Annotated in this window: 13 protein-coding genes and 1 riboswitch; of the genes, 5 read left to right on the forward strand and 8 right to left on the reverse strand. The window is 63.6% G+C overall.

Annotated elements, in window-relative coordinates:
• Positions 1–145, reverse strand: a riboswitch (cyclic di-AMP (ydaO/yuaA leader).
• Positions 146–274: 129 nt separating this feature from the next.
• Positions 275–508 (reverse strand): hypothetical protein, encoded by a 234-nt coding sequence (locus AB4Y77_RS16085; protein ID WP_442014601.1) that lies wholly within the window; start codon positions 506–508, stop codon positions 275–277.
• A gap of 45 nt (positions 509–553) precedes the next feature.
• Between AB4Y77_RS16085 and AB4Y77_RS16090 the strand changes: the two genes are divergently transcribed.
• Positions 554–1,618: an ATP-dependent DNA ligase gene (locus AB4Y77_RS16090; RefSeq protein ID WP_442014602.1), complete on the forward strand. Its 1,065-nt coding sequence runs from the start codon at positions 554–556 to the stop codon at positions 1,616–1,618.
• 34 nt (positions 1,619–1,652) lie between these two features.
• Here AB4Y77_RS16090 and AB4Y77_RS16095 read toward each other — a convergent pair whose 3' ends face one another.
• The 7 genes from AB4Y77_RS16095 to ptsP all read right to left on the reverse strand — a co-directional run bounded on the left by AB4Y77_RS16095 (position 1,653) and on the right by ptsP (position 6,379).
• Entirely contained in the window at positions 1,653–1,916 is a 264-nt protein-coding gene (locus AB4Y77_RS16095) for a DUF6480 family protein (protein ID WP_442014603.1), read from the reverse strand.
• A 111-nt stretch (positions 1,917–2,027) separates the two neighbouring features.
• Positions 2,028–2,813, reverse strand: a complete 786-nt coding sequence (locus AB4Y77_RS16100; protein WP_311211993.1) for an alpha/beta fold hydrolase — start codon at positions 2,811–2,813, stop codon at positions 2,028–2,030.
• Entirely contained in the window at positions 2,813–3,472 is a 660-nt protein-coding gene (locus AB4Y77_RS16105; RefSeq protein ID WP_311211994.1) for a maleylpyruvate isomerase family mycothiol-dependent enzyme, read from the reverse strand. Before AB4Y77_RS16105 ends, AB4Y77_RS16100 begins: the two co-directional genes overlap by 1 nt.
• 2 nt (positions 3,473–3,474) lie before the next feature.
• Positions 3,475–3,744, reverse strand: coding sequence for a hypothetical protein (locus AB4Y77_RS16110; RefSeq protein WP_311211995.1), 270 nt, complete (start codon positions 3,742–3,744; stop codon positions 3,475–3,477).
• Between the two features lie 78 nt (positions 3,745–3,822).
• Complete coding sequence (locus tag AB4Y77_RS16115) at positions 3,823–4,245, reverse strand: helix-turn-helix domain-containing protein (RefSeq protein WP_311211996.1); 423 nt, start codon at positions 4,243–4,245, stop codon at positions 3,823–3,825.
• A 124-nt stretch (positions 4,246–4,369) separates the two neighbouring features.
• Positions 4,370–4,648 (reverse strand): HPr family phosphocarrier protein, encoded by a 279-nt coding sequence (locus AB4Y77_RS16120; RefSeq protein ID WP_089596564.1) that lies wholly within the window; start codon positions 4,646–4,648, stop codon positions 4,370–4,372.
• Positions 4,649–4,678: 30 nt separating this feature from the next.
• Positions 4,679–6,379 carry a phosphoenolpyruvate--protein phosphotransferase gene (ptsP, locus tag AB4Y77_RS16125; protein ID WP_442014604.1) on the reverse strand — a complete coding sequence of 567 codons (1,701 nt, stop codon included), beginning with the start codon at positions 6,377–6,379 and terminating at the stop codon, positions 4,679–4,681.
• 129 nt (positions 6,380–6,508) lie between these two features.
• Between ptsP and AB4Y77_RS16130 the strand changes: the two genes are divergently transcribed.
• The 4 genes from AB4Y77_RS16130 (at position 6,509) to AB4Y77_RS16145 (ending at position 11,609) form a co-directional block, all read left to right on the forward strand.
• Positions 6,509–7,231 carry a TetR/AcrR family transcriptional regulator gene (locus tag AB4Y77_RS16130; protein ID WP_442014605.1) on the forward strand — a complete coding sequence of 241 codons (723 nt, stop codon included), beginning with the start codon at positions 6,509–6,511 and terminating at the stop codon, positions 7,229–7,231.
• A gap of 66 nt (positions 7,232–7,297) precedes the next feature.
• A complete protein-coding gene (locus AB4Y77_RS16135; protein ID WP_442014606.1) occupies positions 7,298–9,340 on the forward strand; it encodes a PTS mannitol transporter subunit IICBA in 2,043 nt (680 codons plus the stop codon).
• The gene (locus tag AB4Y77_RS16140; RefSeq protein WP_442014607.1) at positions 9,340–10,488 is read left to right on the forward strand and encodes a mannitol-1-phosphate 5-dehydrogenase; all 1,149 of its coding nucleotides are present in this window, start codon (positions 9,340–9,342) and stop codon (positions 10,486–10,488) included. Before AB4Y77_RS16135 ends, AB4Y77_RS16140 begins: the two co-directional genes overlap by 1 nt.
• A 170-nt stretch (positions 10,489–10,658) precedes the next feature.
• Positions 10,659–11,609: a siderophore ABC transporter substrate-binding protein gene (locus AB4Y77_RS16145; protein ID WP_442014608.1), complete on the forward strand. Its 951-nt coding sequence runs from the start codon at positions 10,659–10,661 to the stop codon at positions 11,607–11,609.
• The last annotated feature ends 1 nt before the right edge of the window (position 11,610 follow it).

The following is an 11,610-nucleotide window of genomic DNA, read 5'->3' on the forward strand; positions in this document are numbered from 1 at the left end:
TGGTTGCCTCTCAACGCCTTCGAGGTTAGCTGTCGGGTTCGGACGAGGCCGTCCGGCCGCCGTAGCGGCTTCACCCCAAGGACTTTGGAAAGTCCGGGAACTTTTGGGTCCCCCGCCTCTGCCGCGGGTCTGGCGGATCCCGGAATGCGGCAGAGCTCGGCGTCATTCCGGAAGCGGCCCAGCGGAGATACGGGTCGCCCTACGACGGTACATGAGCCGGAAAGTAAAGTCACATTAATATAACGGACGGTAGGCCTCCCAAGATGAGAGGGTTCTAGCGTTTAGGCTTCGGGGCCGGTGCCGGCGCGGGCAACTCATGCTGGATCCTCTGGATCTGCACGGCTTGGTGGGTTTCCGGGCGGAAGATTTCATCCGCCACTCCCAGCATCCCGCCGGTAGCTGCACGCCGGACCTTGCCCTGGCTGCTCCGGCGCGATGACCAGTACCACACGCCGGCCATCAGAGCCGGGAATCCGAGCACTGCAGCCGCCGCGAGCAAGATATCCATGGCCCAACACTAGCTTCGCGCTGCACCGGCAGGTAGACATTGACTATGGACCTGCCTGTGATGCCACCCGTCTCGCCCATGCTCGCCAAGTCCGTCCCCACCATCCCCGATGTTGGGCACTACGAGCCCAAGTGGGACGGATTCCGGACCATCGTCTTCAAAGACGGGGATGAGATCATCCTGGGGAGCCGCAATGAGAAGCCCATGACCCGCTACTTCCCCGAACTGGTGGAGGCGCTGCGGAAGAACCTTCCGGACAAATGCGTGATCGACGGCGAGATTGTCCTGATCGAGGGCAATCGGCTCGAATTCGAGGTGCTTCAGCAGCGGATCCACCCGGCCGACAGCCGGGTGAGGATGCTCGCCGAGAAGACCCCGGCGTCCATGATCGCGTTCGACATCCTCGCCCTCGGCGACGACGACCTCATGGGCAGGCCGTTCTCCGAACGCCGCGCCATTTTGGAGCGTGCGCTGGCCAAGGCGGAGCCTCCCGTGTACGTCACGCCCGCGGTCACGGCCCTGGAGCGCGCGCAGGAATGGTTCGTGCAGTTGGAGGGCGCAGGTCTGGACGGGGTGATGTCCAAGCCCTTGGACGGGATGTATTTACCCAACAAGCGCGTGATGTTCAAGACCAAGCACGAGCGCACCGCGGACTGCGTGGTGGCTGGCTTCCGCTGGCACAAGACCGCGAAAGTTGTGGGGTCCATGCTGTTGGGTCTTTATAACGACGCCGGTCGACTCCAGCATGTGGGGGTGGTGGCATCGTTCCCCATGGCCAAGCGAGAGGCCCTGGTGGCTGAGCTTGAGCCGTACCAAGTGGAACTCAGCGAGCACCCGTGGGGGGAATGGGCCAGTCAAGGCGAGGGGGCTGCAGGGTCCAGGATGCCCGGCGCCCAAAGCCGGTGGAGCGGAGGCAAGGATTTCTCCTTTGTGCCGTTGCGTCCCGAGCTGGTAATTGAAGTGGCGTACGACTACATGGAGGGCGAGCGGTTCCGCCACACCACGCAGTTTCGCAGGTGGCGGCCGGACAGGACCCCTGAGAGCTGCACCTACTCGCAGTTGGAGGAGCCGGTTGCGTACGATCTCGGGAAGATCCTGACCCTGCCTTAGCCGGTCCCGCCTGGGCGTTCAGTCGTGGCCGGAGCTACTCTTCGTGTCCTTGGTCGCTGCTCATGCTGCCCTCGGCGGGCGGGGTTTCTCCCGGGGGTACTCCGCCGCCGGGTTCCAAGCCCGTGACGTTTCCGTCGAGGGGATCCGGGTTGGCAGAGGCCGCGGGATCATCGTCCTCATCCTGGCGCATGTCGGGATCCTCGTGGATGCTGTCGGCATCGGATGTTGCATCAAACGGCCCTGTAGCACCGGTTGCACCGAAGCCTTGGGTTTCCTCATTCGAGTCTGCAGCAGTCACAATCAGCCCTTTCGTAAGCAAACTTACTAATACCCTTGCTCCGTCAGCCTAGCCGGGAGGAGCTGACTCAACAAGCAGGCCAATGCCGGCGGCGGCATCGTGCGTTGGTACTCAGCGATGAGGCGCAGTGGTGGTAACGAAGCTCCGGATGGCGTCGGCCACAGCTTGGGGCCGCATATGTTGCGCTACGTGCCCGACACCGGGGATCTCCACCAAGCGCCCCTGGTCAACCGTCCTCGAAAGCCGGAGCGACCAGTCCGGGCCGGCCACGTTGTCTCGGCTTCCCCTCAGGACCAACACGGGGACCTTGATGCCAGCCAAGCGCTTTTCAGTGGGGTACCTCATCATCACGGGCAGTTCAGTGAGGTACCAGCGCGGACCGCAGCGGAAATAGTCCGACGTGACGATCCAATTGGAACCCGGGCTTTCGCGGAGCATCCCGTCAAGGAAAAGAGCCACGGACTGGCGCCTCACGTTCTTGTGCCGCGAATCAACAACAGGCCCCATCAGCACCACCTGCCGGGCCCGTTCCGGAGCATGCAAGGCCGCTTCGATCACAAATTGCGCACCCATCGAATGGCCCACCAGAACGTAGGAACCGATGCCGCGGGCAGCGAGGACCTCCGCAATGAAGGCACCGTAGTCCTCCACCGAGAGCTGTCGATCAGGCTTTGGAGTCCCTGCAAACCCCGGTAGGTCCAGGGAGTAGGTAGGTGCGCTCGCGGCAAGGACTGTATGCAGCCGGGCCAAATATCGGTGCGAGACCCCGATGCCGTGGACCAGAATGTAGGCGGGCCCGGAAGGAGGCGTCCCTTCGGTCCAGAGGATCCGTCCCTTGAGGCCCAAGGCCTCGACGTCGGCAGATAAGAGCGCTGCCGGTTTCCCCTTCGCTTCCATCAAGGGTTCCGCTGCAGGAACACCGGAGCTCCGGGGCCACTCAGCTCGTCCTCCGCTATTGGTCTTCCGGACACCGCCAGCAGCAGCGCAATGGCGGGCCCTTCAACGGCTGGCCCATCCCCGTGATCGAAAGCTGCGTCAGTGGCCACCAGACGCCAGCCCTGTGCCACTTCCTTGCCTCCGCCCATCTTGGTGGTGGTCCGCACCTGATAATGCAGGGCTGTGGCGACGTGCGCTGCTGGGTAGTCACGGCGGATCCCCAGCGGGCGGCGGATGTCCTCGCCGTGCACGAATGCTTCAACCAGCCGAGTTCCCAAGCCTGCAGGCGGCCCGGATGTCCGGGAGAGCGCGGCCTGCAACTGGACCAGCGTCTTCCCCGGGTCTGGGGTCCTTTCGCGCTCAACACCCACGGCATTGTCGCGGTCAAAATCCATCCGGGAGGCAATCATGCGTCGAATGAAGCCGAGGCGCGTGGTCTTGGCGCTGTCGATCACGTGCGCCAGGACATCATGGACGTCCCAGCCCGGGCACAGCGACGGAGTCCTCCATTGGGATGGCAGAAGTGGTTCCAGGTCCCGGATCAGGGCACGGCGTTCCTCATGCACCACGGGCCACACAACGGAGGGGGAAGTCGAAGCCATACCGCTATTGAACCCCATGCCTACTCCCGGGTGGCGTCGTCGGACCTTGTGGCGTCATCGGATTCGTTGGGGTCGCTTGCCGGGCGTGAAGATTCACGGGCGGCGGACGCCGCAGCCGCGTCCCGGCGTCGTGCGATTTTTGATTCCGTCCACATGGCAACCGCCACGAACACTGTGCACGCAAACATGAAGGTTGCCACAAAGTTCAATCCCATGGCAGAGCCCAAGGGTGCGGCAAGGGCCATGGCGGCCAACCCGGCCACGATATGCCACCCTTTGAAATTGCCCACCGATCAAGCGTAACCCCGGCTTTAAGGGGTGCTGGCCCGTTGGCTGGGATCGTTGCTTGATCCTTATCACTGTGGACACTATTGGCCGGCGATGACGTCATTTCCGTCGGGCTGGTCAGTGGCGCCTTCGGCCTGTTTCTTCTTCTGGGATTCCAACCAAGCGATGATGGCGGCTTGCCGGATCCGACGATGCGTTCCGCGGTATTCCACGGGGATTTCGCCGCGATCGGTCATATTACGCAGAAAGGTGTGCGAGATCCCAGCGAGCTCGGCAGCCTGCGAGGTGGTGAGCATTTCCTCCACGCTGCTGACCGTCACGGTTTCGCCGCGGCCCAGCCTCGCGAGGAGGTCGACGACGGCGTCCCTCGCCTCGTCCGGCAGGCGGTGGACTGTGCCGTCTACGAACACGGTGATGTCGTTGCTGTCTTGGAGGGAGCGCGCCAGATTCCGGGCGTCGTCGGCGGGGAGTCCTGCGGTGACGCGGGGAGCTATCAATGCCATGGCAGAAGCCTAGCGTGAGCCGCGTGCTAGCAGGCCTCGGCCATTTAGACGGCTCGCTGCGTGTTAGACGACTCCTATCGTCTAACACGCAGCAAGCCATCGAATCGGGGTAGCCCGGCGAAAGCTACTCCGCGTCCAGGTCCGTCTCCAGCAGCTTCACCAGTGCGTCCAGCGCGGCGTCGGCACCGTCCCCCTCGGCCCGCAGTACCACGACGTCGCCCTTAGCGGCGCCCAGCGTCATCAGCGAAAGGATGCTGGCGGCGTCGAGCGCGTCATCGGCAGGTTCGCCCTGCATGGCGATGGTGACCTCCACGGGCTGTTCCCCGGCAGCCTCGGCGAACAGGGCGGCGGGGCGGGCGTGCAGGCCGGAGCGGCTGGCGATGGTGGCTGTGCGTTCGGGCATGGTTTCTCCTTTGGCAGAAACAAACAGAGGTTAGAGTCCGAGTTCTTCGAGGACGGGGAGTTTGGCGCGGACCCAGTCGCGGGCTTCAAGGGCACTCGGGGCGGACAAAGCGAGCCGTGCGAGTTCCTGCGCTTGCTCGAGGGTGACGGTTTTCAGGACGGTCCCGACGGCGGCCAGCGACCGGGCAGTCATGGACAGGGTGGTCACACCCAGCCCGGTGAGGACGACGGCGAGGGCCGGGTCCGCGGCTGCCTCACCACAGACACCCACGGGCTTGGCGTCACCTTCCCGTCCGGAGCTTTCCTGGGCGGCGCCTTCGACGGTGAGCTGCACGAGCCGGAGCACGGCTGGCTGCCACGGGGTGTTCAGTTCGGCGAGGGGGCCGAGTTGGCGGTCGGCGGCCATGGCGTACTGGGTGAGGTCGTTGGTGCCCAAGGAAGCGAACCCGACCTCGCGCAGTACGGTGGCTGCGGTCAGGGCGGCAGAGGGAACTTCGACCATGACGCCGGGAGTCTGGATCCCGGCGGCCGCGCAGAGGGAAGCGAAGCGTCCGGCTTCGGCGGCCGTGGAGATCATGGGGGCCATGACCCACACATCAGCCTCGGACTCCGAGGCTGCCCGGGCAATGGCCTCAAGCTGGCGCTCCAGGACCCCCGGTGTGGTGAAGTCGGTGCGGTAGCCGCGGACACCCAGTGCAGGGTTGGGTTCAGTGGCGTCCGTGAGGAAGGGCAGGGGCTTGTCGGCGCCGGCGTCCAGGGTGCGCAACACAACTTTCTTGCCCGGGAACGCGTCGAACACGGCTTTGTAAGCGGCGGCTTGCTCGTCCACGGAGGGTTCGGTGTCACGTTCCAGGAAGCAGAACTCGGTCCGGAACAGGCCAACGCCCTGGGCGCCCAAAGCGGCAGCGGCCACGGCGTCCTTGGCTCCGCCGACGTTGGCCAGGAGTGGCACCAAGTGGCCGTCCGCCGTCGTGCCGTTTCCGTCGAATTCCGCGAGGGTTGCGGAGGTTTCCGCCCACGCTGTGGCAGCCGCGCGGTGCTCGTCTGTAGGCGAACCGGCCACGAAACCTGCCGCGCCGTCCACGTAGATTTCGGTTCCATCGGCAATGTCGTCCACACCGTGTGCTGCCACCACGGCCGGCAGGCCAAGGGAGCGGGCGATGATGGCCGTGTGCGACTGCGGGCCGCCACCGGAGGTCACCAGAGCCTGGACCACCGCGGGATTCAGCGTTGCGGTATCGGCAGGGGCGAGGTCCTCGGCCACCAGGATAAAGGGCGTGTCCGAAGCAGGAATACCGGGCGCGGGGACGCCGCGGAGTTCTGCCACGATCCGGGCACGCACATCCAGGACGTCGGTGGCGCGCTCGGCCATGTAACCGCCGAGGTTGTGCAGCATCTCCGAGACGGACGCACCGGCTTCCCAAATGGCCCGCTCAGCAGAAGACCCGGCATTGATGAGCTTCGCCGCCGACTTCAGGAGCATGGTGTCCTTGGCCATCAGCGCGGTCGCCTCAAGGACGGCCTTGCCATCGCCCGACGCTGTGTCCGCGCGTCCCTTGAGCTCGTCGTGGACCGACTGCGCAGCCGCTTTCAAACCCGCGACGGCGTCTTCCGGGGCCACGTCCGCGGCCAAACGCTCTCCCGACGGCGGCTCACTCACCGGCTTGGGCATCTGGCGGACGGAACCAATGATGCGGCCAGGGCTTACCCCTACTCCTTGGAAATTCTGCACTGAATCCTCTGTTCCTGCTTGTTGGTTCAGACCCGCCGGCGACGGCACCGGGAGCCTCGAAAACTAGCCTACAAAATTCCTTTGTGAGCCACTTCATATAGCAACGCTATAGGTGCTAGGGTAGCGGTTATGAGTTTCGATGACCAGCTTCCGCCTAAAATTCGGTTGCTTCGCGCAGCTGCCGAGTTGCTGGCGAATTCGGAGGGGTCAGCGGTCTCTACGCGCCAGATCACCAAGCTTGCCGGGGTCACGGCGCCAACGCTCTACCACCACTTTGGCGACAAAGAAGGTCTGTTTGACGCCGTCGTGTCAGCCGGATTTGAAGAGTACGTGGCGGGGGAGCGGGATTTTGCGCCATCCGGGGAGCCCTTGGAAGACGTCCGGCGGATGTGGGATAACCACGTCCAATTCGGACTGAGCCAACCCCATCTGTATCTGGTCATGTTCGGCAACATCAGGCCGGAAAGTCGTCCAGCAATCGTGGCCGATGCTGAAGCGCTTCTGGAGGAAATGCTGAACAAGGCCGCGATTTCCGGTCAGATCAACGTGCCGCCCCGCGAAGCGGCACGCAGCATCCTGGCGGCCAATGTGGGCGTCACACTCATGCTGATCGCTGAACCGGTGGAGGAACGGAATCTCGAGCTCTCAACCATGACCCGGGATTCCATGATCTTTGCCGTCTCCACGGAAACCGCCCGTGGCGCCGCAGCGGAGGACTCCGGTAAGTCCTCGGTAGTTGTTGCGGCAATCGCCCTGAATGCGGCACTGCAGGCCTCGCATTCGGACCAGCTTTCCAGCTCTGAACTGAAGCTCTTCCTTGAATGGCTTCACCGCATTTCCAGCAGCTCCTAAGGCTGCACTCTCTCGATCTATATCGACTGACCCCGCGCCGCCGCGGGACACACGTTAGGAATTCACATGGCAACAGAGACAGTTGCGAAGCCCCGCACCAGCGTGCGCGTTGGTGTCCAGAAGTTCGGAACATTCCTGTCCGGCATGATCATGCCCAACATTGGCGCTTTCATCGCCTGGGGTCTCATTACGGCCCTGTTCATCGAGAAGGGCTGGTTTCCAGTCGCTGAACTGGGCGGTTTCGGCACCAACGCCGAGGGTGATCCCAACGTCGGCATCGTTGGCCCCATGGTCACGTTCCTCCTTCCGATCCTGATTGCCTACACGGGCGGCCGCATGGTCTACGACGTCCGCGGCGGTGTGGTGGGCGCTATAGCAACCATGGGCGTCATCGCAGGTACGGATGCGCCAATGTTCATCGGCGCCATGATCATGGGCCCGCTGGGTGCCTGGACCATGAAGAAGATCGACGCCCTGTGGGACGGCAAGATCCGCCCCGGTTTCGAAATGCTGGTCAACAACTTCTCCGCTGGTATCTGGGGCGCGCTGTTGGCTTTGGGTGGCTTCTACGGCCTCTCCTGGGTTGTCCAGCGCTTCACTGACGGCGCCGGTGCGGTGGTCGGATTCCTGGTCAACAACGGACTTCTGCCACTGACCAGCATCTTCATTGAGCCGGCCAAGGTCCTCTTCCTCAACAACGCCATCAACCACGGCGTGCTGACTCCGCTGGGAATCCAGCAGTCGCTGGAACAGGGCAAGTCCATCCTGTTCCTGCTTGAAGCCAACCCCGGCCCGGGCCTCGGCATCCTGCTGGCGTACATGTTCTTCGGCCGTGGCGCCGCAAAGGCCTCAGCACCGGGCGCAGCCATCATCCACTTCCTCGGTGGTATCCACGAGATCTACTTCCCGTACGTCCTGATGAAGCCCATCCTGATCCTCGCTGCGATCGGCGGCGGCATGGCGGGCATTGCCACCATGGCCATCACCAACTCCGGCCTCGTTGCTCCTGCCGCGCCGGGTTCCATCATCGCGGTGCTGGCCCAGACGTCCCGTGACAGCTATGTCGGCGTGATTCTCGCGGTCATCCTGGCCACGGCCGTTTCCTTCCTCATTGCGTCGGTCATCCTGCGCACGTCCAAGAACAAGGGCGACGACGACCTCTCCGCAGCCACCTCCCGCATGGAAGCCATGAAGGGCAAGAAGAGCTCCGTCTCCTCTGCCCTGACCGGCGAACAGGCAGGCCCCAGCGGCGCCCAGCCTGGCACCGTCCTCACCCGGCCGGTCCAGAACATCGTGTTCGCTTGCGACGCCGGCATGGGTTCCAGCGCCATGGGTGCTTCGGTTCTCCGCAACAAGATCAAGGCCGCCGGCTTCCCGGACGTCAAGGTCACCAACTCGGCCATCGCCAACCTCAACGACAGCTACGATGTGGTGGTCACTCACCAGGACCTGACCGAACGCGCCCAGCCGAGGACGGCCAGCGCCGTTCACTACTCGGTGGACAACTTCATGAACAGCCCCAAGTACGAAGAAATCGTTGAACTGGTGCGGAGCAGCAACAGCGATACCCCCGCCGCAGGCGCCCAGCCCGCGGCAGCTGTCACCACAGTAGCCGCTGGCCACGGCGCGCACGCCGCTCAGCATACTGCCGCCGTCGAAGGTCAACCCGCCGAAGGCAAAGGTGTCCTGCTCCGCGAAAGCGTGGTCCTGAACGGCACGGCAACCGACCGTGACGCAGCGATCGACGAGGCCGGAAAGCTGCTGCTGGACCGCGGCGCCGTTGATGTCAGCTACGTCCATGCGATGCACGAGCGCGAGGAATCCGTGTCCACCTACATGGGCAGCTTCCTGGCGATCCCGCACGGCACCAACGATGCCAAGGAACACATCAACCACTCAGCCGTGTCCATCATCCGCTACCCGGAGGGCATCGACTGGGGCGGCAAGCAAGTGAAGTTCGTGGTCGGCGTCGCCGGCCTCAACAATGAGCACCTCCACATCCTGTCTTCCATAGCCAAGATCTTCACCAACAAGGCACAGGTTGCCCAACTGGAGGAGGCCTCAACGGTTGACGAGGTCCTGGAGCTGTTCGGAAAGGTCAACGCATAGTGAAGGCAGTCCATTTTGGGGCAGGCAACATCGGGCGCGGCTTCGTGGGGCTGCTGCTTCACGAGGCCGGCTATGAGGTGGTGTTCGCGGATGTCGCGGACGCGCTGATCAGCCAGCTCGCAGCGGCCAGCAGCTACGACGTCCACGAGGTTGGCGAGAGTCCGGCGGTCAAGACCGTTACCGGCTTCCGTGCCTTCAATTCCGCGTCGCAGGAAGCCGCTGTTGTGGAGGAAATCTCGACGGCGGAGGTGGTCACCACTGCTGTGGGGCCGCACATCCTGAAGTTCGTGGCACCGGTGATCGCCCGCGGACTTGCGGCCAGGCCCACGGACTTGCCGCCCCTGCAGGTGATGGCCTGCGAGAACGCCATTAACGCCACGGACCTCCTGCACACGGAAATCCGGGCGGCCTGGGACGACTCGGCAGGCCACTTGGACGCCGTCGCGGTTTTTGCCAACACGGCTGTGGACCGCATTGTCCCCAACCAGGCCCCGGGCCAGGGCCTGGATGTCACGGTGGAGACCTTCTACGAGTGGGTCATTGACCGCACACCGTTTGGTGACAAGGTACCCACCATCCCCGGAGCCACGTTTGTGGACGAGTTGGGCCCGTACATTGAACGCAAGCTGTTCACGGTCAACACCGGCCATGCGTCGGCAGCGTACTTCGGGTACCAAGCCGGGCTTGAGAAGATCTCCGATGCCATGGCGGATCCATCTGTTGCGGCGAAGGTCCGCGCAGTACTGGAGGAAACCAAGGAACTGCTGGTGGCCAAGCATGGATTCGTGGAAGCCGAGCAGGAAGCGTATGTGCAGAAGATCCTGTCCCGCTTCACCAACCCGCACCTGCCGGACACCGTGAACCGTGTGGGCCGTGCGCCCTTGCGGAAGCTCGGCCGGCACGAGCGGTTCATCGGTCCCGCCGCAGAGCTCGCCGAGCGGGGTGTTACTCCGGTGGCGCTCCTTGGAGCGATGTCGGCGGCCCTTCGTTTTGACGACGGCGCCGACGACGAAGCTGTGGAGCTCGCAAGGATGCTGTCGGAAATGGACGCGGCTGCCGCCGTCGAACGCATCACTGAATTGACGCCGTCGCACCCGCTCTTCGCGGCCGTCCAGAAGCTCGTGGAGGACCGGCAGGCCGAAGCTTAAACACTCCGACCAAAGTCACAAAGGCTCTCCAGCGGGAGAAAAACGCGTGAGTTCGCTCACTTTCACCTGCTGGAGGGCCTTTCGGTTTTGAAGTTAGCCTCACCTTACTAATAGAGTCAAAAAGCAATTAGGCAACACATCTATGACTTATTAGTGAGTGGAGTACTGGCGTGAAAAAGAGGCTGTCGAGCTACCTTGGGGCACTGGCTGCAGGCGTTGCCTTGCTGACCGTTACGGCGTGTGGAGGCGGGGCAACGGCGTCTTCACAGCCCGAAGAAGCCAGCACCATCACCATCGAGCACGCCCAGGGCTCAACGTCCAACGTTCCCGTGAATCCGGCCAAGGTTGTGACGTTCGATCTCGGCGTCCTGGACACCATGAACGCGCTCGGCGTCGAGCCCACGGGTGTTCCTGAGGCCAGCTACCCGGAGGCTCTCAAGAAGTTCTCCGATGCCAAGTACGCCAAGGTGGGTTCGCTCAAGGAACCCGACTTCGAAGCCGTCAGCTCCGCAGCCCCGGACCTCATCATTGTCTCCGGCCGCACCGCCGGCGCCTACGAGGAACTGAGCAAGATTGCCCCCACGATCGACCTCTCCGTTGATGCGGCCAAGCCCATGGAGAGCTTCAAGGCCCAGACCGAGAAGCTCGGCAAGATCTTCAAGAAGGAAGACGAAGTCGCTTCCAAGCTTGCAGAGGTGGACAAGACCGTTGCGGACACCAAGACCAAGGCCGCCTCGGCCGGCAAGGGCCTGATCGTCCTCACCTCCGGCGGCGAAGTTACCGCGTACGGCGCAGGCTCACGCTTCGGCATCATCCATGACGTCCTGGGCGTCCCCACCGCTGCCGACGTCAAGGCCGAAGGCTCCCACGGCGAGGCCGTTTCCTTCGAGTACATCAAGGAAACCAACCCGGACATCCTCTACGTCATCAACCGCGACACCGCGATCGGCACCGCAGGCTCCACCGCCAACCCCATCCTGGACAACGAGCTCGTGAAGTCCACCAACGCCGCCAAGAACAACAAGATCGTCAACCTCGATCCCGCAGGCTGGTACATCGTGGGCTACGGCCTGAACAACGTCCAGGCTATGGTCACAGCAGTGGCCGACTCCGTCGCCTGAC

Source organism: Paenarthrobacter sp. YAF11_1, from assembly GCF_052113445.1.
GTDB lineage: Bacteria > Actinomycetota > Actinomycetes > Actinomycetales > Micrococcaceae > Arthrobacter.

Excerpts from the sequence above, each read along its gene's own strand:
- AB4Y77_RS16115 (WP_311211996.1), bottom strand. The coding sequence starts at position 4,245 with ATGGCATTGATAGCTCCCCGCGTCACCGCAGGACTCCCCGCCGACGAC.
- AB4Y77_RS16100 (WP_311211993.1), bottom strand. The coding sequence starts at position 2,813 with ATGGAAGCGAAGGGGAAACCGGCAGCGCTCTTATCTGCCGACGTCGAG.
- AB4Y77_RS16090 (WP_442014602.1), top strand. The coding sequence starts at position 554 with ATGGACCTGCCTGTGATGCCACCCGTCTCGCCCATGCTCGCCAAGTCC.
- AB4Y77_RS16085 (WP_442014601.1), bottom strand. The coding sequence starts at position 508 with ATGGATATCTTGCTCGCGGCGGCTGCAGTGCTCGGATTCCCGGCTCTG.
- AB4Y77_RS16105 (WP_311211994.1), bottom strand. The coding sequence starts at position 3,472 with ATGGGGTTCAATAGCGGTATGGCTTCGACTTCCCCCTCCGTTGTGTGG.
- AB4Y77_RS16135 (WP_442014606.1), top strand. The coding sequence starts at position 7,298 with ATGGCAACAGAGACAGTTGCGAAGCCCCGCACCAGCGTGCGCGTTGGT.
- AB4Y77_RS16120 (WP_089596564.1), bottom strand. The coding sequence starts at position 4,648 with ATGCCCGAACGCACAGCCACCATCGCCAGCCGCTCCGGCCTGCACGCC.
- AB4Y77_RS16130 (WP_442014605.1), top strand. The coding sequence starts at position 6,509 with ATGAGTTTCGATGACCAGCTTCCGCCTAAAATTCGGTTGCTTCGCGCA.